Source organism: Streptomyces sp. Ru72 (genome assembly GCF_002920635.1).
Taxonomy (GTDB): domain Bacteria; phylum Actinomycetota; class Actinomycetes; order Streptomycetales; family Streptomycetaceae; genus Streptomyces.
This window is the reverse complement of record NZ_PQSR01000023.1, coordinates 1-20,999: the sequence shown is the minus strand read 5'-3', so window position 1 is coordinate 20,999 and position 20,999 is coordinate 1. Positions and strand designations below refer to the sequence as shown.

The following is a 20,999-nucleotide window of genomic DNA, read 5'->3' as shown; positions in this document are numbered from 1 at the left end:
GCCCCGGATCTGCGCGTCCGTCAGTTCAGCAGTGCGGCCAGGCGGCGCCAGCCTTCCCGGGGAAGCGAGTCGCGGGGCTGGTCGTCCACCACCTGGAGGGCCACATGGTCCGCGCCCGCGGCCAGATGGGCCTCGATCCGTTCCCGGATCCGGTCGTCGTCGCCCCAGGCGAACAGCGCGTCGACCAGCCGGTCGCTGCCGCCACCCGCGAAGTCGTCGTCGGTGAAGCCGAACCGGGCCAGCGCCTTGGTGTAGTTGGGCAGTCCGAGGTAGACGGCGAGGCTGCCGCGGGCCGTCGCCCGGGCGCGGTCCGGGTCCGTCTCCAGGACCACCTTCGTCTCAGGAGCCAGCAGTGGGCCGTCACCGAGGATCGCGCGGGCCTCGGCCGTATGGTCGGTGGTCACCAGGTACGGGTGCGAGCCCACGGCACGGTCGCGGGACAGCTCCAGCATCTTCGGCCCGAGCGCGGCCAGCACACGGTGCCCCGCCGGTACCCCGGCGGCGTCGAGCTCGTCCAGATAGCCCACCATGGCCGAGTACGGGCGGCGGTACTGGTCCGCCAGCTTCGCATGGCTCACGCCGAGCCCGAGCAGGAAGCGCCCGGGGTGGGTCCGCTCCAGCTCCACGACGCTCGCCGCCGTGTCGCCGGCCTCGTACTGCCAGATGCTCTGGATGCCGGTCGCCACGACGAGCCGCGAGGTCGCCTCGATCAGCGGCACCGCGTGGCGCACCGCGCTGCTGCCGCCCAACCAGACCGCGCCGAAGCCGAGTTCCTGCAGTTCGGCAGCCGCGTCGGCCAGTTCACCGCGCCTGGCCGGATCCTCCGAACGCAGTCCGGCACTCCAGATGCCGTACCGCCCGACGGTCTCCTTCAGCGAGCCCACGCTGTCCGTGCTGATGACATCGCCCATCGGTCCCGATCCCTCCGTGCCCGGTACGGTGCGCTGCCCACGCACCACTTGATCACAGCAGAGCCCAACGGCCGCCCGACGCCGCGTATTCCACGCCGTGTCCCTCAAGAAGCGACGCCCGGACGGACCGATCGGACGGATGGGCCGACCGACCGGGGGCGGCGCCTTCACGTCGCCCCGACGCGGCCGGACCTCGGCGGCAACGCGCTCCTATAGGCTGCTCGCTTCGTTTCCACAGTCCGCGAGTGCCCGGGAGAGTTCCCCGTGACCGTACCGATCGTCCCGTCCGCAGCAGAGGCGGCAGCGGCGGCAGACGCAGCAGGCGAAGAGTTCTGGGTCGAGCCGGGAGCGGCCCCGGCCCTCGCGGAACCGGAGGTCGCCGAGGCGGTGGCGCGTGACGCCCGCGAGTTCGGGGTGTACGCGCGGACCGGTGGCTGGGCGTTCGCGCTGAAGGTGGCGCGCAGCGTACGGCCCGGCGGACAGCCGGCGGGGGAGACCCCGAAGATCTCCGCCCAGCGGTTCGCCGAGCTGGCGGGATGCTCCGCGGAGCGGGTCATGCGGTACTACAGGGCGTGGGACAAGGCCGCCGACGACGGGCTCGTCCCGCACTTCGAGATCCTCGTCCCCGGCCAGGAGATCGACCTGCCGGACTCCGACGCATGGCACTCCTACTACAGCCCCCGCTCCAGCGCGTCCTCCGAGCGCGGTACCGCCATCGCGGCGGCGGCCGAGGCCGAGGGCATCCGCCCCACCAAGGCGCTGGAGGTCGCCGAGAACCCCACCGCGCTGCGTGCCGCGATCCTCGCCGACCCCGCCACCGCCCGGACCGCTCGGGCCGCGCTGCTGGACCGGCTGAAGGAGGACCCGGCCCTGCAGACCGAACTGGCCCGTGACGTCGTCCGCACCGACGAGCTGAAGAAGGCGGTGGCCGGCGAGAGCCGGGTGGCGGACCGCATCGGCTACGTGCGCCAGATCGTCGAGAACGGCCAGGTCAAGACCCCGGCCGGGCAGACGATCGACGCGCCCGCCGACCTCCGCGCGGAGGCCGAGCGCCATCTGTCCCTCCTCGACGAACTCGATGAGGGAGAAGAGGCCGGACCGTGGGCGGCGGAGGCGTACGACACGGTGAGGGATCTCGTCGCCCGCACCGTCGAGTCCGATCCCGAACTGCGCCGCCAGGAGCGACGGACGAAGTTCTACAGCAGCCTCCAGCGCGCGACGAGGGTCTTCGAGGAGCTCACCCTGGACGACGCCGACGACCTCGACGACCTGTACGAGGACGACATGCTCCAGCGCCTGGAGGAGCTTCAGACGGCGATCAGCGCCTGCATCGAGACCCTCCGCAAGGCCCTCCCGGCACGGTAGGGGGCCGAAGGTCCTTCACGAGGGGCCGAAGTGCCCCTCTCACCGCTCCGCGACCGGTGTGACGGTGAAGGTGGGCCGCTCCGGAGCCGGCCGCGGCGTGGTTCCGGAGCCGGACGAAAGGTGGTGGGAAGCATGAAGCCGCCGCTGGTCGTGGGTGTCGACGGATCGGAGTGCAGCCTGGTGGCGGTGGACTGGGCGACCGACGAGGCGGCCCGGCACGGGCTGCCCCTGCGGCTGCTGTACGCCTCCGGGGGTGAGCAGGACGAGGACGACGTGCCGCCGGACGTCGTCGCCACCGCCACGGAACGCGCCCGGCGCCGCAACCCGGAGGTGGAGGTCACCGCCGACGTCCTGCCCGAGGACCCGGTCGACGCGTTGCTGCGCGCGGTGCACCACGCCTCTGCCGTGGTGACGGGCAGCCGTGGCCGCGGCCGTCTGGCGGGGCTGCTCCTCGGCTCGGTCAGCCTCACTGTCGCGGGCCGTGCCCGTGGGCCGGTGGTCGTGGTGCGCGGAGACCGGGCCGGCCTCGAGGGCACGCACGAGCGGATCCTGCTCGGCGCGGGCGAGCCCGGCACGAGTGGCGCCGCGGTGCGGTTCGCCCTCCGGGAGGCACAGGTGCGGCGCTGCGTCCTCGACGTCGTCCGTGTCTGGCACCGCCCCGCGCACCGGCCCGTGGAACACCCCCTGCTGGCCGGGGACCCGGCCCTGTGCTGCCAGGAGCGGGCGGCCACCCTGATCGACGCCCTGCTCCAGGACGCCGTGGCCGACCATCCGGACGTACGGGTGCACCGCTCCACGGTCGAGGGCACCGCCCGCAGGGTGCTGCTGCACCGCTCGGCCGCCGCCGACCTCGTGATCATCGGTGTCCGGCGCGGCCACGACCGCCGGGCACTCCACCTGGGCCGGGTGGCCCACACGCTGCTGCACCACGCCGAGTGCCCGGTGGCCGTCGTACCGGAGTCGCGCTGAAGGGTGGGGCAGGGACGTTCGGGTCCCCCGGCATGGGCTGTTCGGCCTCAGCGGCGGGGGCGCGGGTGCGGTGCACTGGAGGTGTCGGGACAAGCGAGCGCACCCGGAGCAGACACGGAAGGCGCAGGGCCGGCACATGGAAGTGGAACACGGCGCGTGATCGCCCGCCGGCGCCGCGCGCCGAGTCTGGACGGTGACATCGTGAACGCAAGGCAACGGCTCGCGGACGGCGTACGCACCCGGCGCGGTCGTACGGTCACCGTCTCCGGGTTCACGCCCGAGGGAATGCCCCCGAACATGGCGCGTGTCGTCCTCGGCATCACCTGTGAACCCCACGACCGGGGCGAGACCCTGGCCTCGCTGACGCCAGAGGAGGCCCGGCGTGTCGCCGGACTGCTGCTCCACCAGGCAGCCTCCTTCGCCCCGCGGGTCCCGGGGCCGCCGGGCCACGCGGACGCCGTGCCGATCGCCGCGGACGCGTACGAAGTGCGGCTGCGCGGTCACATACTGGCCGTGGACCAGCCGGTGCCGGACGGCGGTACCGACGCGGCCCCCACTCCCGTGGAGCTCCTCGTGGCGTCGCTGACCGCGTGCGTCGCGCACTGTGCCGGCCGGTTCCTCGAGCGCCACGACCTCAGCCGTGAGGGGCTGCGGATAGAGACCGACTTCCGTACGGCGTCCGGCCGGGCGCCCCGCGTGAGTTCGGTCCGCCTGCGGGTGCGCGCCCCCACGCTCCCCGCCGGGCGACGGGACGCCCTGCGGGCGGCGGTGTCCCGCTGCACGGTCAGGAACACCCTGGTCACACCGCCGGAGATCGTCATCGCCCTGACCGACGACGGGATCGGAGGGCCTGCGCCGGGCAGTGCGGCAGACGGGCGCCGATGACCGGGGAGGTTCCGGTGCCGGACACCGGCAGGTATGCCGCCGGGATCGGGACTCCGGGCGGCCGCGCCCGGGGAGGCACGGCCGCCGGCCGCGAGGCTCACACGGTGAGTTCCTTGCGGATACGGTCCAGCATAAAGGCGGAGGACTCACGGGCGCGTTCCTCCCAGGCGAAGACACAGGCGGTGGCGACGCCGTCGAAGTTCAGCTCGCGCAGGGTGCCGAAGAAGGCGTCCCAGTCGACCTCGCCCTGACCGATGTCGAGGTGCTGGTGGACGCGGGCCGGGGTGCCGGGAGGGTTGAGGATGTAGCGCAGGCCCGAGGACCCCTTGTGGTTGAAGGAGTCGGCGATGTGCACGTGCTGGAGCTTGTCACCGGCGTAGCGCAGCATCGTCGCGATGTCCGCCTTCGGGTCGGTGCCCGAGAGGTGGAAGGAGTGCGGGGCGCAGTACAGGTAGTTCACCCAGGGCTTGTTGATCGCGCGGACGAGGTCGACCGCCGGGGTGTTCTCCTCGCAGAAGTCGTCCGGGTGGGCCTCCAGGTTGAGGGCGATGCCCTCGCGTTCGAAGACCGGGAGGAGTTCCTCCATCGAGCGCCAGAACGCGGCCTCGCTCTCGGCGGCGCGCTCCGGGCGGCCGTTGAACTCCGAGTTCATCAGGGGGCATCCGAGGTCCGCGGTGATCTCGATCATCCGCCTCCAGTAGCGGACCGCGGCCTGCCGCTCGGTCTCGTCGGGGGAGGACCACTTGTACAGCGGCAGCACGGAGGACAGCTGGACGCCGTGCGTACGCAGGGAGTTCTTCAGTTGTGCGACGCGCTCGTCGTCCGCGCGCGGGTGCAGGAAGAACGGCATGAAGTCGTCGCGTGGCGACAACTCGATGTACTCGTAGCCGAGTTCGGCGACCGTGCGCACCATGTCGTCCATCGGCAGGGCGCGGAACATGTACGGGTCGAGGGCGATTTTCATGCGGTGCCTCCGTAGAAGGCCGGGCGGGGCTTCATGTCGACGGTGACGACCTGGCCGCCCGTCTCCAGGGAACGGACGGCGGCGTCGGTGATGACGGTGGCGGCGTAGCCGTCCCAGGCGGACGGGCCGGTGGGCTCGGTGCCGGCCGCGACGGCCTCGACCCACTCGCGCAACTCGGTGTCGAAGGCCTCGGCGAACCGGCCCTTCCAGTCCTGCAGGACGGCCGTGCCGTGCCGCCCGGCGGTGCGGACGCCGACGGCGGCGGGGTCGGGCAGCCGGATGAGGCCCTCCTCTCCGACGGTCTCGCACTGGATGTCGTAGCCGTACTGGCAGTTGACGAAGACCTCCAGGTCGATGCGGACCCCGTTCGCCGTGTCGAAGTACATGATCTGCGGGTCCTTCAGGTGGTCGAACCGCTTGCCCGTGGCGCGCGGGGTGATCACCTGGGCGGAGACGATCTCGTCGTCCAGCAGCCAGCGCAGCACGTCGATCTCGTGCACGGCCGTGTCCTGCGCGGCCATGGCGGAGGTGTAGGAGTCCGGGACGGTCGGGTTGCGGTGGGCGCAGTGCACGATCAGCGGGGCGCCGAGGGAGCCGGAGGCGATGACCTCCTTCATCTGGCGGTAGCCGGCGTCGAAGCGGCGCATGAAGCCGACCTGGACGAGACGGCGGCCGTGGGCGCGTTCGGCGTCGACGATGCGCAGGCAGTCCTCGGCGGTGGTGGCGAGCGGCTTCTCGCAGAACACCGGCTTTCCGGCCGCGATCGCGTTCAGGACGTGCTCGGCGTGGGTGGGGCCCCAGGAGGTGACGAGGACGGCGTCCACGTCGGGGGAGCCGATCAGATCGGTGCCGGTGGGCAGGGCGGTCGCGCCGGCGCGGGCGGCGACCTCCGCCGCACGGGTGGCGTCGATGTCGGTCACGGCCGTCACGGCGGCCCCGGTGACGACCTCGGTCAGGCGTCGTATGTGGTCCTGGCCGATCATTCCGGCGCCGATGACGCCTACACGTACGGTCATGGTCGATTCCTTCACAAGAGGGCGGGGCAGGTCAGGAGAAGCGCGTGCGGAGTTCGGCCTCGAGGGTCTCGAGAGTGCGGCCCTTGGTCTCGGGGACGTAGAGCTTGACGAAGGTGAGGGAGAGGACGCCCGCCAGGACGAACAGGAAGAAGGTGCTGGAGATCCCGATCCCGGAGACCAGGGACGGGAAGACCAGGCCGATCACGAAGTTGGTCAGCCACAGCACCACCGCTGCCACGCCCATGCCGAACCCCCGCATCCGCATCGGGAAGATCTCCGACAGCATCAGCCAGGTCACCGGCGAGATGGCGCCCTGCTGGAAGGCGAGGAACGTGACGGTCATGGCGAGGACGGCGTAGGCGCGGCCGTCGCCGGAGGGCAGCACCAGGGAGAAGACGCCGATCAGCAACAGCGCGGCAGTGGTGCCGAGCTGACCGGTCATCAGCATCGGACGGCGGTTGAGGCGGCCGAGCAGCCAGATGCCGACGAAGGTGGCGAGGACCGAGATCACGCCGTTGGCGATGTTCGCCGTCAGGGCGCTGTCGGCGGCGAAGCCCGCGTCGGTGAGGATCTGGGTGCCGTAGTACATGATCGTGTTGACGCCGGTGATCTGCTGCACGATGGCGATGCCGAAGCCGACGAACATCAGCTTGCGCACCCACGGGGTGGACCTCATGTCCTGCCAGCCGCCGAGCTTCTCCTGCTCCTCCTTCACGGCGAGTGCGGAGACCTCGGCGAGTTCGGCCTCGGCCCGCTGCTGGGAGCGCACCTGCTTGAGGACTTCCAGGGCCTCGTTGAACCGGGTCTTCGAGGCCAGCCAGCGGGGGCTCTCCGGCATGACCAGCATGCCGAACCAGAGCACGACGGCCGGGACGGTGGCGATGACCAGCATCCAGCGCCAGATGCCGCCGGACTCGCTCCCGACGTTCGCGATGATCGCGTTGGAGGTGAAGGCCAGCAACTGCCCGCTGACGATCATCAGTTCGTTGCGGGTCACCAGCGCGCCGCGCCGTTCGGCCGGGGAGATCTCCGCGAGGTAGACCGGCACGGTCACCGAAGCGCCGCCGACCGCGAGGCCGAGCACGAAGCGGGCCACGAACATGACCGCGGTGGTCGGTGCGAGGGTGGCCCCGAGCGCACCGACGAAGAACAGCACCGCGAGCGTGAGGATCGTACGGCGCCTGCCGCGGGCGTCCGACAGGCGGCCGCCGGCGACCGCGCCGAGTGCGGCGCCGAGCAGGAGCGAGCTGGTGACCATGCCCTCGGTGAACGGGGTCAGACCGAGGTCCTTGCTCATGTAGGGCAGGGCGCCGTTGATGACACCGGTGTCGTAGCCGAAGAGCAGGCCGCCGAAGGTGGCGATGACGGTGATGAGCCGCAGCCGCCGGGAGACGGCGGGCGGGGCGTCGGCCGTGACTGCGGGGGCCTGAGTCGCGTCGTCCCTGACGTCCATGGCCGCCTCCTACCGGTTGATGTTCGGGCGTCGGGTTCCGGAAAGGCCGCAGCCGGCCAGGTGCTCCCGGGTGCGCACCGCGATCGGCAGCGGCACCTCCGGAGCGCACGGGTACAGGTCCTGCTCGACGATCACGAACAACTCGGCGTCCAGCCTGGCGAGTTCGGCCACCACGTCGGCCGGATTCGGCACACCGGCGGGCGGGGACACGCACACGCCGCGCTTGACGGCCTCGCCGAAGGACAGGTTCTCGGCGGCGACCTGAGCGAGGATCCCGGGGTCCATCTGCTTGATGTGGACGTAGCCGACGCGCTCGCCGAAGCGGCGGATCAGGTCCAGGTTGTCGCCGCCGCCGTAGGCCACGTGCCCCGTGTCCAGGCACAGGTTGGTGTAGCGGCTGTCGGACTCGTCGAGCAGCCGTTCGATCTCGGGCTGCGTCTGGATGTGGCTGTCGGCGTGCGGATGGATGACCAGCCGGACGTCGTAGTCGTCCAGCAGGAGCCTGCCCAGCCGGTCGGCGGCCCGCCCGAAGCCCGCCCACTGCTCGGCGGTCAGCTCGGGCGACTCGGTGAACGCGCCGGTCTTCTCGTCCCGGTACATGGGCGGGATGAGGACGAGGTGGTGGGCGCCCGCGGCAGCGGTCAGTGCGGCCACCCGGCGGACGTGGGCGAGCATGGCGTCCCAGGCCTCGGGCCGGTGCAGGGCACCGAAGGCGGTGCCGCCGGAGACCTTGAGGCCGCGGGCGTCCAGTTCCTCCTTCAGGCGCTCCGGGGCGGTGGGCAGGTAGCCGTACGGTCCGAGCTCCAGCCACTGGTAGCCCGCCTCGGCCAGCTCGTCGAGGAAGCGGGTGTAGGGGACCTGATGGTCGTCCTCGGGGAACCAGATGCCCCACGAGTCGGGGGCGGAGCCGAGGCACAGGTTTCCCGCGATCGGGCGGAGTGGTGTGGGCGCCGTTGCCATGACGTGTCCTTCGGGGAAGGGGACGGATTCAGTGGGAGGTGGGGAAGGTGAAGCCCGCGGTGACCTGCTGCTTGGGCTGGGGCCAGCGGGAGGTGACGACCTTCGGGCGGGTGTAGAAGCGGATGCCCTCGGGGCCGTGGATGGGGGAGTCGCCGATGAGGGAGTCCTTCCAGCCGCCGAAGGAGTAGTAGGACATCGGTACGGGCACCGGCACGTTGATCCCGATCATGCCGACCTTGAGGCCGCGCTGGAAGCGGCGGGCGGCTTCGCCGGACGCGGTGAACAGGGCGGTGCCGTTGCCGTAGGGATTGGCGTTGATCAGGGCGATGGCCTCGTCCAGGGTGTCGACGCGGACGACGGCGAGGACGGGCCCGAAGAGTTCCTCCTTGTAGGCGTCCATCTCGGTGGTGACGTGGTCGAGGAGGGAGGGACCGGTGAAGAAGCCGTTCTCGTGTCCGTCGATCTTCAGTCCTCGGCCGTCGACGACGACGGTGGCGCCCTGGTCGGCGGCGGTGCCGACGGCGCTCTCGACGCGTTCCTGGGCGGCCTTGGTGACCAGCGGGCCCATGTCGGTGCCGGGGGCGTCGCCGGGGCCGACCTCGACCTCGCGGGCCTTGCGCTGAAGCACCTCCACCAGCCCGTCGGCGGCGGAACCGACCGCGACGGCCACCGAGAGGGCCATGCAGCGCTCGCCTGCGGAGCCGTAGGCGCCTGCCGTGATGTGGTCGGCGGCGAACTCGAGGTCGGCGTCGGGCAGGACGACGGCGTGGTTCTTGGCGCCGCCGAGGGCCTGGACGCGCTTGCCGTGGGCGGTGGCCTGTTCGTGGACGTACCTGGCGATGGGGGTGGAGCCGACGAAGGAGACGGCCTGGATGCCCGGGTGGGCGAGGATGGCGTCGACGGCGTCCTTGCCGCCGTGGACGACGTTGAAGACGCCGTCCGGGAGGCCGGCCTTCTTGTACAGCCGGGCGACGAAGTTCGCGGCGGAGGGGTCGCGTTCGCTGGGCTTGAGGACGAAGGAGTTGCCGGTCGCGATGGCGATCGGGTGCATCCACAGCGGCACCATTGCCGGGAAGTTGAACGGGGTGATGCCCGCGACGACGCCGAGGGGCTGGCGGAAGTCGTGCACGTCGACGCCGCGGGAGACCTGGTCGGAGAAGCCGCCCTTGAGTACGTCGCCGAGGCCGCAGGCGAACTCGACGACCTCGCGGCCGCGGGTGATCTCACCGCGGGCGTCGTCGACGGTCTTGCCGTGCTCGGCGGAGATGATCCGGCCCAGCTCCTCCTCGTGCTCCACCAGCAGCTGGCGGAAGGCGAACATCACCTGGGTGCGCTGGGTCAGCGACGACTCCGACCAGCTCTCGAAGGCGCGGGCGGCCGCGGTGACGGCGGCGTTCACGTCGGCGGCTCCGCCGAGGACGACCTGGGCCTGCTCGGCGCCGGTGGCCGGGTTGAACACGGGGGCGGTACGGGACGGATCGGCGCCGGGGGCGGGGGAGCCGTCGATCCAGTGCTCGATGGTCTTCACGGTGCGGGATTCCTTTGCCGGAGCGGGAGTTACAGGTAGTGGCGCTGGGCCTGCTTGTGGGCGGCGTAGGTCTCGTACGCGGCCCGCGTGGACTCGAGGGCGGAGGTCTGGCTGACCGGCACGTCCCACCAGCCGTGGCCGGGCGGGTTCGGGCCGTACAGGTCGGTCTCGGCGTGGACGACGGTGGTGCGGGTGGCGGCCTTGGCCTTCTCCATCGCCGCACGGAACTCCTCGACGGACGTGGCGTGCAGGACGTCCGCGCCGAGCGAGGACGCGTTCGCGGCGAGATCAACCGGGAGGACGTCGCCGTCCAGCTGCCCGGAATCGCCGTTGCGGTAGCGGACGATCTCCCGGGTACGAGTGATCAGTTCGCGGGTGCGGGCCCGGTACTCCGGTGCGGTCTGCCAGCCGGTCAGAGCGTCGGCCAGGGCCTCGATGCCCAGCCGGGCGTCGGCCACCAGGGGGTCGGCGGAGTGCTTGACGGCGTCCAAACGGGCCACGTTGAGGTTGACGAACGTGACGCCGGGGTTGCCGAAGACGGTGTGGCTGGCGGTGGTGAAGTCGCTGTAGCGGGTTCCGATGCCGAGGACGACGTCGGCGTCCTTCGCCAGTTCGTTGGCGGCGTACGCCCCCGTCGAGCCGATGCCGCCGACCGCGCAGGGGTGGTCCCACGGTACCGAGCCCTTGCCGGCGTGCGTGTCGGCGACCGGGATGCCGGTGGCCTCCGCGAACGCCCGCAGGTGCGTCTCGGCGCCGGAGTAGACCGCTCCGCCGCCGGCCACGATCAGCGGCCTGCGGGCGCCGCGCAGCAGGTGCGCGGCCCGCTCGACGGCGGCCGGCTCCGGTACCGGGCGGCCCACGTGCCAGACCCGGCGCCGGAAGAAGGAGACCGGCCAGTCGTACGCTTCCGCCTGCACGTCCTGCGGCAGGGCGAGCGTGACGGCGCCGGTCTCGACCGGGTCGGTCAGTACCCGCATGGCCGCCGGCGCGGCCGGGATCAGCTGCTCGGGGCGGGAGAAACGGTCGAAGTACTTCGACACGGCCCGGAAGGCGTCGTTGACGGTGACGTCCCCGCCGCGGGTGTCCTCCAGCTGCTGAAGGACCGGGTCGGCGACGCGGGTGGCGAACATGTCGCTGGGCAGCAGCAGGACCGGGATGCGGTTGGTCGTCGCCAGCGCCGCGCCCGCGATCATGTTCGTCGAGCCGGGGCCGGTCGAGGCGGTGCAGGCGAAGGTGGCCAGCCGGTCGCGCATCTCGGCATACGCGACCGAGGCATGCACCATGCCCTGTTCGTTGCGGGCCAGGTAGTAGGGCAGGTCGGCCTCGCCGGTGACCGCGGCCTGGAGAAGCGCCTGGCCGAGGCCGGCCACGTTGCCGTGTCCGAAGATGCCCCACACGCCGGGGATCAGCCGCTGCTCCTGGCCGTCGCGTTCGCTGTACTGGCCGGCCAGGAAGCGGACGAGGGCCTGGGCGGTGGTCAGCCTGATCGTTTCCATCACGCGTTCTCCTCGGCCCCGAAGGGCAGGCGGTCGTCGGCGTCCTGGGACTGCCAGGGCGCGCGTACCCAGCTGTGCGCGGGGTCGTCGCAGATCAGCCGGGCGCGGTCCTTCCCGGCGCCGGCCATGACGTCGAGGTGGTGGAGGTCGTAGCCGGGTGCGGCGATCGAGGGGCCGCGCCGGCCGTGCAGGATGAGGGCGGTGCCGCCGGAGGTGACCTCCGCGAGCACGTCGACGGGCCGGACGGCGGTGCCGTACACCCTCCCCCGCGCTCGGCCTCGCTCGCGCGGGGGCACCCCCGGGCAGCCGAACCCGCGTACCCGTCCAGGGCAGAGCGGACGAAGTCCCCGAACGGGTCACGGCCGGTCTTCGTGATCACGGCCGAGGCGCGCCCGTAGCGGGCGGCGGCGACGGCGACATCGACGGGGCTGCCGCCGAGGTGCTTGCCGAACGAGGTGACCTCCGCCAACCCCACGCCTGTCTGGAGCGGATACACGTCCACTCCGACGCGGCCCATGGTCAGCACTTCGAGCGGCATCACGCTGGTGTCCCTTCGCTCCGGAAGATCCCGGGGGTGGTCACGGGAGAATGCGACTGGCGCGCTCTACTAGCGCGCTCTAGTGCGAGTACGATGACCCCTGTCCAAATGTCATGTCAATAGCTTGTTGCCGGGAGATTTCAGCTCGCCCGATAAGGTGGGCGCCGTCGGAGGGTGGGATCACTGGTGGATGCGTCGGGCAGGCAGCGCCCCACGATGGCGGACGTCGCCGAGAAGGCGGGCGTCTCCCGGGCGCTCGTCTCCATCGTGTTCCGCAACCAGCCGGGGGCGAGCGAGGAGACCAGGCAGCGCGTGCTCCGCGTCGCCGACGAGATCGGCTACCGCCCCGACAGCGCGGCCCGTCTGCTGGCCCGCGGGCGCAGCCGCACGCTCGGCGTGATGTTCACCGTCCACCAGACCTTCCACGCCGACCTGGTCGAGGGCATCTACCCCGAGGCCGAGCGACTCGGTTACGAGGTCCTGCTGTCCGCCACCGCCGAGGGGCGCGGCGAGAGGAAGGCGGTCGAGGCGCTGCTCGGCCACCGCTGCGAGGCGGTGATCCTGCTGGGCCCCGACGCCGATCCCGCCGACCTCGACGCGCTCGGGCAGCGCACGGTCACCGTCTCGGTCGGCCGCCGCGTGCCCCATGTGCGGGTGGACAGCGTCCACACCGCCGAGGGCAAGGGCATACGGCAGGCGATGGACCACCTCGTCGAGCTCGGGCACCGCCGGATCGTGCACATCGACGGCGGCCGCGGCCCCGGCTCCGCGGAGCGACGGCGCGCCTACCGTGCCGCGATGCGCCGCCACGGGCTCGAGCCGGAGCTGCGGGTGATCCCCGGCGACCACACCGAGCGGTCCGGCATCGAGGCCGGCCGTCTGCTGCTGGAAGAGCAGGCGAGCGGTCGGCCCCTGCCGACGGCGGTCCTCGCGGGCAACGACCGGTGTGCGATGGGCCTGCTGATGTCGCTGGTGCGGGCCGGTGTCGAGGTGCCTCGGGACCTGTCCGTGGTCGGGTACGACGACAGCCACCTCTCCCACCTGATGCCCATCGGGCTGACGACGGTCCGGCAGGACGCGGTGCTCATGGCGGAACATGCGGTGCGCTTCGCCGTGGAGCGGCTGGAGACCCCGGAGCGGGAGCCGCGTGAGGCGGTGCTCGACCCCAAGCTGGTGGTGAGGGGGACCAGCGGGCCGCCGCCCGAGGCGCCGGTCTGACGGGGCCTCGACAGTGTGCGGCGAGGGCCCGGACCGAGGTCCGGGCCCTCGGGCCCTCTGGTATGGATCATGCCGCCCGGACGGCCCTCATTCCGCGCGGAAGCCGGTCGTGGCGGCCTCAGCGTGTCCCGTTGGCGGCGAACTTGGCGATGGTGTCGACGTTGTCCTTGGTCACGAAGGCCGGACCGGTCAGCACCGGGGCGGTGCCGCCGCCGCTGAAGTTGCCGTTGGTCTTGTAGAGCCACAGCGCGTCCACGGCGAGGTAGCCCTGCAGATACGGCTGCTGGTCGACCGCGAACTCGACCTGCCCGTCCTGAACCGCCTTCACCAGGTCCTTGTTGAGGTCGAAGGTCGCGACCGCGGCCTTGCTGCCCGCGTCCTTCACCGACTGTACGGCCGTGAGGGCGAACGGGGCGCCGAGGGTGACGACCTGGTCGATGGAGGAGTCCTGCTGGAGCTTGGCGGTGAGCGTGGACTTCACCGACGGCATGTCGGTGCCGTTGACGTAGATCGTGTCCGTCTTCCCCTCGAACCCCTTCTTCAGGCCCGCGCACCGGGACTCGAGGGCGACCTGTCCCTGCTCCTGGATCACGCACACGGCGTGCTTGGCGCCCAGTTGGTCGAGCCGCCGGCCGAAGGCCTGGCCGGCGATGTTCTCGTCCTGCCCGAAGTACTCGAGCATGCCTAGGCTCTTCCAGTCGTCCAGACCGGAGTTGAAGCCGACGACCGGGATGCCGGCGGCCTTGGCCTTGGCCACCACCGCCTTCATGGCGTCGGGCTTGGCCGCGGTGAGCGCTATGCCGTCGACCTTCTGGTCGATGGCGTTCTGCACCAGGTTGGCCTGGCTGCCCGCGTTGGGGTCGCTGGAGTAGACGAGTTTGATGTCGTCCTTGGCGGCCGCGGCCTGGGCGCCCTTGCGGATCAGGTCCCAGAAGGTGTCGCCGGGGGCGGCGTGGGTCACCATGGCCACGGTCATGCGCGGCGTGGCGGCCTTGCCGGCCGACACGTTCGTGCCGGCCTGTTCGGCCTTCTTGCCGCCGGAGTTGCTGGAGCACCCGGCGGCGAACAGGGCGCCGGCGAGCACGGTGGCGGTCAGGGCGGCGGCTCGCTTGTGTCTGTGCATGTCCCTTGCACCTCGCTGTGCGGTCGGGTGGAGATCGGGTCTGGGTGGAGGAGGATCCGGCTGTCACGTCGGGGGGCGTGCGGGCCCCGAGTGTGAGGACCGGGCCGCGCTCGGCGAGGGTGGCCTCGCTGGGTGTGGCGAGACGGGCCCGGGCGCGGGCGGACTGCGGGTGCTCGGGTGACGGCGGAGATGCTGTGTCCGGCGGCCGGGGGTGAGACCGCCCTGGTGTCACTGGAGCGCTGCACTAGCGCGCTCTAGTGACAGGTACTATGGGGCGGCCGGCAGGGGATGTCAACGGCGTCGCACAGCACGGGTCGCCCCCGGGGGTGCCGCGCGGCGCGGAGCCGAGCCGATGGGACACGGCGTTCGGGCCGGCCGGCGTGCTCGGGCCCGTGCGCCTCCCTCCGTGCAGCCGACGCTTATGCTCTCGGTTCGAATGACGTGTGTCGGTCACGGAACAAGGGGTGGGGCATGGTCGGCGAACCCGTGCGGTGGGGAATTCTCGCGACCGGAGGGATCGCGGCCGCGTTCACGGCGGATCTGATGGACCTGCCGGACGCGAAGGTCGTGGCGGTGGCGTCGCGGAGCACGGAGTCGGCCGAGAACTTCGCGGGACGGTTCGGGATACCCAGGGCGTACGGCGACTGGGGCGCCCTCGCGGCGGACGACGACATCGATGTCGTGTACGTCGCCACTCCGCACTCGGCCCACCGGGCCGCTGCCGGGCTGTGCCTGGAGGCGGGTCGGAGCGTGCTGTGCGAGAAGCCGTTCACGCTGAACGTGCGCGAGGCCGAGGAACTGGTGGCGTTGGCGAGGCGCCGCGGGGCCTTCCTCATGGAGGCCATGTGGATGTACTGCAACCCGTTGATCCGGCGCGTGGCCGACCTGGTGCGCGATGGCGCGATCGGTGAAGTGCGCTCGGTGCAGGCGGACTTCGGCATCACTGGGGACTTCCCGCCGTCCCACCGGCTGCGGGACCCGGCGCAGGGCGGGGGTGCGCTGCTCGACCTGGGCGTGTATCCGGTCTCGTTCGCGCAGTTGCTGCTCGGTGAGCCCTCGGACGTGGCTGCCCGAGCGGTGCTCTCGCAGGAGGGCGTCGATCTGCAGACGGGAGCGCTGCTCTCCTGGGAGGGCGGTGCTCAGGCTCTGGTGCACTGCTCCATCATCGGTGAGTCTCCCAGGACCGCGACGGTGACCGGTTCCCGCGGCCGCATCGACATTCCGCACACCTTCTTCCATCCCGACCGCTTCGTGCTGCATCGCGACGGCCACGCGGCCGAGGAGTTCCGGGCCGACCCGGCCGACGGCCCCGTCAACAGCCTGCGTCACGAGGCCGTCGAGGTCATGCGCGCCCTCCGCGCCGGTGAGACCGAGTCTCCGCTCGTCCCTCTGGACGGCACGCTGGCCGTGATGCGGACCCTCGACGCGATACGGGACCGCATCGGTGTCCGCTACCCCGAAGAGACCACCGGACCCTTGGTCGCGCGAACTTGAACGCGCGAGGGGCGTACCGGCGCCCACGGGCCGAGCGTGACACGCAAGCAGCGCGAGGGTTCGCCGGCCCCGTGCGCACACGTGAGTCCTCGCGGCTGCGGGCGGCTCAGGACCCCTCCAGGCGGCGCCGGTCCTCCTCGTCCCACTTCCGGGTGTCACGAGGCCGGGCGTACGGCTCCGCCTCGGGCGGGTAGCCGCCGGCGACGGCCCGCTGCCGCGCGACCTCCGCATCGAACTCCAGGCCCAGCAGGATCGCCAGATTGGTGATCCACAACCAGACCAGGAAGACGATCACGCCCGCCATCGTGCCGTAGGTCTTGTTGTAGGAGGCGAAGTTGGCCACGTAGAACGCGAACCCGGCCGAGGCGATCATCCAGATCACCAGGGCCAGGAAGCTTCCCGGGGTGAGCCACCGCCACCCCGTCACCCGCGCGTTCGGGCTCGCCCAGTACAGGATGGCGATCATCAGGGTGACCAGCAGGAGCAGCACGGGCCACTTGGCGATCGACCACGCCGTCAGCGCGGTGCCACCGATCCCGAGTGCGGCCCCCGCCTGACGGGCCACACCACCGGTGAACACCACGATCACGGCGCTGACCACGGCCAGCACCAGCAGCACCACTGTCACCCCCACTCGCACCGGGAGGACCTTCCAGGCCGGGCGGCCCTCCGGCACGTCGTAGACGGCGTTCGCCGCACGGATGAAGGCGGCCACGTAGCCGGACGCCGACCACACCGCCAGCACCACACCGACGACCGCCATCACCGAACCGGTGCCGGTGCTGCCCTGCAGTTGCTGTACGGCCCGGGTGAGGATGTCGCGCACCGGGCCGGGGGCGAACTGTTTGACATTGGCCAGCACCTGGTCGGTGGTCGACCCGCCGGTCAGACCCAGCATCGACACCAGCACCAGCAGCGCCGGGAACAGTGAGAGCACCCCGTAGTAGGTCAACGCCGCCGCCCGGTCGGTCAGCTCGTCGTTCTTGAACTCCCGCAGCGAGCCCTTCAGCACCGCGCCCCACGACCGCCGGGGCAGCTTCGTCGGCGCGTCCGGGGCCCGACGCTCCACCTCGGGCCCCGGCCCGAACCGCTCCTCGCCGCGATCCATGTGACCCCTGTGTCGCAACTTCGGTAGCCGAGCCATACCCGCCGGGTATCCCGAGCCCGGCGATTCACCCGCGTACGCGGTCTCGGTCGGCACTTTTCGACTCGCGAAGCCGGTGATTGCCGGGCTGGCCCCGCCGTCTATTCCCAGGCGTTCCGGTGAGGTGTTTCACGCTCTCGTTTATTGTTCAACTATGTCGAGGTGCGTAGCTTGGGTGACGCCGAAACCCGGCACATTTGATCGTGAGCAGTCGCATACCAGCGGACTGTGCAAGGAGAGAGACCATGGGAAAGCTCATGCGGCGTATCGGGACCGGAGGTGTTTCCGTGATATTCGTCGGAAGCGCTCTCCTCGCCGTCGGGGGACCGGCTGCCGCGGCCACCCCCCAGGTGGACGGCCGCTCCACCGTCAGGACGGTTGCCGTCCAGGATCTGAACGCCGTCGCCGTCCACGACGGATCCCGAGACCGGAGTGAAGGCCACCGTCATGTCGGGGAGCCTCGGACGGACGGTCGTCCCCTTGACCCGTGGATCGCGGACCAGCTGGCTGTTTCCGACCCGTGGATCATTGATCAGCTGGCGTTGTTCGCGCCTTCCGCCGCGGTCACGCCGACGCCCTGACATCCAGGCACTCCGTGGCCGGTCGTGAATTCAGGAACCGGTGGCGGCGAATCCGTCTCGAGCGTGGTCGAAGACGGGTCGGTAGGCGTCCCACTTCGCCTCCGGGGCCGAGAGATATATGTCGTACTCCCGGCCGCCTTCCCGGCCGTAACCGAGATCGACGGCGCGGAAAGCGCGGACGCGGCCTTTGAAGGTGAACTCCCAGACGGCCGCCGGCTCCCCGCGGAACGTCGTCTGCTGCATCCGCAGCCTCCGGTACGTCGGATAGTTACCCTTCGTGTTCGTCTCGATGTCCAGGAAGTGTGCTTCGGGGTTCGCCCCCGCGGGGTCCACCGTGCCGATCGTGATGCCGGCCAGACCCGTCGGGTCGGTGTAGGTGACCTCGTCACCGGTGCGCGGGCCGGCCCTCCAGCCGTCCGGGACGGGGAGAGAGACGCCGAGTCGTTCGTCACTGACCTGGTGGTAGCCCTCTGGCACGGGCGACGGGGCATCGGTCGCGGTGGCGGCGCGGCGGGTCTTTCGGGCGTCGGGCGCGTCCGAGGCGTGCTGCGAGGTCGCGTAGAGCACGGCCGCGCCCACCGACGCCACGGCCAGGGCCACGGCCACGAGAACTTTGCCCGTCCGGCCCCGGGACCGCTCGACGCTGCCGGACCGGGTGGACGTCGGCCCGGCGGAGGCCACCCCGGCCGTCGGGTCCGCGTCGCGCTCATGGCCGCCGGATGAGGCGGCGACGGCAGCCGTCCTGCCCGTGTGCCTCTCCGCCGGCGCCGCCGGCACCACGTCGGCCGGCGCCCCGGACAGGGCGGTGCGCAGTGCTCTCTCCGTCTGCTCCGCCGACGGCCGCTCACCGGGCTCCTTGAACAGCAGGGCCTGGATCAGCGGCTCCAGAGCTCCGGCGTGCTTCATGGGCTCCAAGGGGTCCACGGCGATGGAGTACGCCGTCTCCACTGCGGTGTCCCGGCGGAACGGCGGTCGTCCCTCCACCGCCTGGTACAGCGTCGCGCCCAGCGACCACAGGTCGGACGCCGCGCCGGGCTTCTGTCCGCGGATCCGCTCCGGGGCCATGAAATCGATGGACCCGACCATCTCGCCGGTCCTCGTCAGCGTCGACGTACCGGCCGTCGTGGCGATCCCGAAGTCGGTGAGGACCACCCGGCCCTCGGCACCGAGCAGGACATTGCCCGGCTTGACGTCACGGTGCAGCACACCGGCCGCGTGCGCGGCCCTCAGGGCGGCGATCATGCCCAGTCCGATGCGGGCGGCTTCCTCGGGCGAGACCGTACGGCCGTCCCTGAGCAGCTCGCCGAGCGTGAGCGCCGGAACGTACTCCATGACGATGCAGGGCCGCCCGTCGTCCTCCACGACGTCATGGACGACGACCACGTTGGGGTGAACGACGCGGGCCGCGATGCGGGCCTCGCGGCGGGTGCGCTCGTACAGGGTCGTGACCTCGTCGGGGGACAGGTGGGGCGGCTCGTGCAGCTGCTTGAGCGCGACCTGCCGGCCCAGGACCTCGTCCTCGGCGCGCCACACGGTGCCCATGCCGCCACGCCCGATCCGCTCGGTGAGCCGGTACCGGCCGGCGACCAGCCGCCCCTCGTCCGACACTGTGTGCCCTCCGCCAGATCGGTCCACCTTCGATTCGGCCGTCACAATAACGCGCGGATCTGTGCGATCCCGCACGGCTGCAGGTGAGAACCCGCTGTCCGGACAGCCGACGGACCGCTTCTTCGAGCGGCGTCTCGTGCGTCGCCGCCCGCCGCGGGGTGCAGCGCCGCGACCGCTGCTGGCGCTGTGCGCTCCGGTGGACCGCAGGAGGAGGCGGCAGCAGTGGGCCGGGGCCGTCCCGGGCGTGTCCACTGTCGACCCTCTGTTGACGCGTACACGTACGCCTACTGGTGGACGCGTGTAGACTCCGGCACACTCCCTGATGCGCCACCTGCACACCGTCGTCGGCATCAGCAGGAGGAATCCGAATGAGCAGTCACGCCGCCCAGTTCCGCCCTCGGCTGCAACCGCGAGCCCGGGTCGTGGCGGGCCTCCTGGCCCTCGTCCTGACGGTGCTCTTCGCGCCCGGAGTGGGCCTGGCCTCCTCGGACAACGCGTACGCCGTCACCAAGTTGACCCAGGCCCAGGCGGAGAGCATGTTCCGCAGTGCCGGCATCACCTGGTCCTCGTCCGGCAACTGCACGAACCGCTACAACTCCACCTGTACGTCGTTCGAGCAGCTCAACCTCGCCACCGCTCAGGGCGCCGTCACCCTGAAGAAGGCCAGCGGCTGCGCGCTCAACATCACGGGCGGCACCGAGACCGGCCACGCCAGCGGCACGTACTCGCACTGGAACGGCTACAAGCTCGACTACAGCAAGTACACCTGCATCGGCAACTACATCAAGACCTACTTCGGCTATTCCGGCCTGCGCGGCGACGGTTACCCGATGTGGACGTCCGGTTCGGGCAACGTCTACACCGACGAGGGCAGTCACTGGGACGTCCTCTACTACAACTGCGGCGGCTGCTGACGGGCGCGTCCCCCGGGCAGACCTCTGCGACCCGCCGCGTGCCGTTCGGCACGCGGCGGGTCGGCTCCTGTCTCCTGCAGGCCCTCGATCCGATGGCCGGCACCCTCCGCGCCGCGCTCGGCGCCTGACGCCGGCCGGTCGCGCGACCGGCCGGCCGGCATGGCGGCCGTGACGAGGCAGCCTCCGATCATCGGCGGGCAGAGGCGTCCTCGGCGGACACCGTCAGCCGCCGCCGTCGTCAGCTGCCGGGGACGGGCAGGAGACCCTCCGTGTACTGGGCACGCCCGTGGCCGAAGGACCAGTCCTGAGGGCCGTTCTCCATGATGCTGATGAAGACGTCCTCGCCGGCGATGGCGAGGGGTTCCAGCTGCTTGGCGATGGTCCGGTAGACGAGTTGCTTGACCTCGGTGGCGCGCCCCGACTGCGTGAAGATCTGGATCATCACCAGTCGATCGGTCCGCTCGAAGCCCAGACCGGCGTCGAGGGCGATGACATGGTCCGCGTCGTGCTCCGAGATGATCTGGAACCTGTCCCGCTGGGGGATCTCCAGCACGTCCACCAGCGCTCGGTGCACGGCGTCGGCGATGGCCGTGACGTCGTCGGGACGGCGTCCGCGGATGAGATCGATGCGTACGAGTGGCATGCGTTTCGTTCCTTGCTTGTCTGTACTCGGCGGTCGCTGTCTCGCCGGTCGGTGCGGAGGTTCAACGGGGCAGCAGCGGCACCCATGCGCCGTGGGGCGCGACCCGTAGCAGTGAGGACAGGCCGGCCTCGTGGAAGGCCAGTTGGATCTCCGGCAGTCCTTCGGAGAAGTGGACCCAGCCGTCGTAGT

At 71.2% G+C, this 20,999-nt stretch carries 17 protein-coding genes and 2 pseudogenes; 6 read left to right on the top strand and 13 right to left on the bottom strand.

Translation table 11 applies throughout. From position 1 onward, the window contains the following. Positions 1 to 20 precede the first annotated feature (20 nt). On the bottom strand, positions 21 to 911 hold the full coding sequence (locus C3488_RS13885) for an LLM class F420-dependent oxidoreductase (protein ID WP_103839709.1): 891 nt from the start codon (positions 909 to 911) through the stop codon (positions 21 to 23). Positions 912 to 1,175: 264 nt separating this feature from the next. Between C3488_RS13885 and C3488_RS13880 the strand changes: the two genes are divergently transcribed. The 3 genes from C3488_RS13880 to C3488_RS13870 all read left to right on the top strand — a co-directional run bounded on the left by C3488_RS13880 (position 1,176) and on the right by C3488_RS13870 (position 4,130). Beyond that, positions 1,176 to 2,276, top strand: coding sequence for a hypothetical protein (locus C3488_RS13880; RefSeq protein ID WP_103839708.1), 1,101 nt, complete (start codon positions 1,176 to 1,178; stop codon positions 2,274 to 2,276). A 132-nt stretch (positions 2,277 to 2,408) separates the two neighbouring features. Continuing rightward, the gene (locus C3488_RS13875) at positions 2,409 to 3,245 is read left to right on the top strand and encodes a universal stress protein (protein WP_103839707.1); all 837 of its coding nucleotides are present in this window, start codon (positions 2,409 to 2,411) and stop codon (positions 3,243 to 3,245) included. 201 nt (positions 3,246 to 3,446) lie between these two features. Next, positions 3,447 to 4,130 carry an OsmC family protein gene (locus tag C3488_RS13870; protein ID WP_258053410.1) on the top strand — a complete coding sequence of 228 codons (684 nt, stop codon included), beginning with the start codon at positions 3,447 to 3,449 and terminating at the stop codon, positions 4,128 to 4,130. 97 nt (positions 4,131 to 4,227) lie between these two features. Here C3488_RS13870 and C3488_RS13865 read toward each other — a convergent pair whose 3' ends face one another. The 8 genes and pseudogenes from C3488_RS13865 to C3488_RS13830 all read right to left on the bottom strand — a co-directional run. Continuing rightward, positions 4,228 to 5,094: a sugar phosphate isomerase/epimerase family protein gene (locus tag C3488_RS13865; protein WP_103839706.1), complete on the bottom strand. Its 867-nt coding sequence runs from the start codon at positions 5,092 to 5,094 to the stop codon at positions 4,228 to 4,230. Continuing rightward, complete coding sequence (locus tag C3488_RS13860) at positions 5,091 to 6,110, bottom strand: Gfo/Idh/MocA family protein (RefSeq protein ID WP_103839705.1); 1,020 nt, start codon at positions 6,108 to 6,110, stop codon at positions 5,091 to 5,093. The genes C3488_RS13865 and C3488_RS13860 overlap by 4 nt, the downstream gene beginning before the upstream one ends. Before the next feature lie 31 nt (positions 6,111 to 6,141). After that, on the bottom strand, positions 6,142 to 7,563 hold the full coding sequence (locus tag C3488_RS13855; protein WP_103839704.1) for a sugar porter family MFS transporter: 1,422 nt from the start codon (positions 7,561 to 7,563) through the stop codon (positions 6,142 to 6,144). 9 nt (positions 7,564 to 7,572) lie between these two features. After that, positions 7,573 to 8,523, bottom strand: a complete 951-nt coding sequence (locus tag C3488_RS13850) for a TIM barrel protein (protein ID WP_103839703.1) — start codon at positions 8,521 to 8,523, stop codon at positions 7,573 to 7,575. 28 nt (positions 8,524 to 8,551) lie between these two features. Next, complete coding sequence (locus C3488_RS13845) at positions 8,552 to 10,051, bottom strand: CoA-acylating methylmalonate-semialdehyde dehydrogenase (RefSeq protein WP_103839702.1); 1,500 nt, start codon at positions 10,049 to 10,051, stop codon at positions 8,552 to 8,554. A gap of 29 nt (positions 10,052 to 10,080) precedes the next feature. Beyond that, a complete protein-coding gene (locus C3488_RS13840; protein WP_103839701.1) occupies positions 10,081 to 11,547 on the bottom strand; it encodes a thiamine pyrophosphate-binding protein in 1,467 nt (488 codons plus the stop codon). Next, positions 11,547 to 11,816 (bottom strand): annotated as a pseudogene (locus C3488_RS13835) (5-deoxy-glucuronate isomerase); the annotation flags it as partial. The gene C3488_RS13840 and the pseudogene C3488_RS13835, both read right to left, overlap by 1 nt. Before the next feature lie 47 nt (positions 11,817 to 11,863). After that, positions 11,864 to 12,085 (bottom strand): annotated as a pseudogene (locus tag C3488_RS13830) (PfkB family carbohydrate kinase); the annotation flags it as partial. Between the two features lie 216 nt (positions 12,086 to 12,301). Here C3488_RS13830 and C3488_RS13825 point away from each other — a divergent pair. Further along, positions 12,302 to 13,303, top strand: coding sequence for a LacI family DNA-binding transcriptional regulator (locus C3488_RS13825; RefSeq protein ID WP_103839699.1), 1,002 nt, complete (start codon positions 12,302 to 12,304; stop codon positions 13,301 to 13,303). A 118-nt stretch (positions 13,304 to 13,421) separates the two neighbouring features. Here the strand turns inward: C3488_RS13825 and C3488_RS13820 are convergent, their stop codons facing one another. Further along, a complete protein-coding gene (locus C3488_RS13820) occupies positions 13,422 to 14,426 on the bottom strand; it encodes a substrate-binding domain-containing protein (RefSeq protein WP_103839698.1) in 1,005 nt (334 codons plus the stop codon). 471 nt (positions 14,427 to 14,897) lie between these two features. On the opposite strand from C3488_RS13820, the gene C3488_RS13815 reads away from it, so the two are divergent. Continuing rightward, positions 14,898 to 15,920 (top strand): Gfo/Idh/MocA family protein, encoded by a 1,023-nt coding sequence (locus C3488_RS13815; RefSeq protein ID WP_103839697.1) that lies wholly within the window; start codon positions 14,898 to 14,900, stop codon positions 15,918 to 15,920. Between the two features lie 106 nt (positions 15,921 to 16,026). On the opposite strand, the gene C3488_RS13810 is transcribed toward C3488_RS13815, so the two are convergent. Beyond that, on the bottom strand, positions 16,027 to 17,064 hold the full coding sequence (locus tag C3488_RS13810) for a YihY/virulence factor BrkB family protein (RefSeq protein ID WP_103839696.1): 1,038 nt from the start codon (positions 17,062 to 17,064) through the stop codon (positions 16,027 to 16,029). 611 nt (positions 17,065 to 17,675) lie between these two features. Next, positions 17,676 to 19,253 carry a serine/threonine-protein kinase gene (locus C3488_RS13800; protein ID WP_258053409.1) on the bottom strand — a complete coding sequence of 526 codons (1,578 nt, stop codon included), beginning with the start codon at positions 19,251 to 19,253 and terminating at the stop codon, positions 17,676 to 17,678. Positions 19,254 to 19,621: 368 nt separating this feature from the next. On the opposite strand from C3488_RS13800, the gene C3488_RS13795 reads away from it, so the two are divergent. Then, on the top strand, positions 19,622 to 20,167 hold the full coding sequence (locus C3488_RS13795) for a hypothetical protein (protein ID WP_258053408.1): 546 nt from the start codon (positions 19,622 to 19,624) through the stop codon (positions 20,165 to 20,167). Positions 20,168 to 20,405: 238 nt separating this feature from the next. Here the strand turns inward: C3488_RS13795 and C3488_RS13790 are convergent, their stop codons facing one another. Beyond that, a complete protein-coding gene (locus C3488_RS13790; RefSeq protein WP_103839693.1) occupies positions 20,406 to 20,810 on the bottom strand; it encodes a tautomerase family protein in 405 nt (134 codons plus the stop codon). Between the last annotated feature and the right edge of the window lie 189 nt (positions 20,811 to 20,999).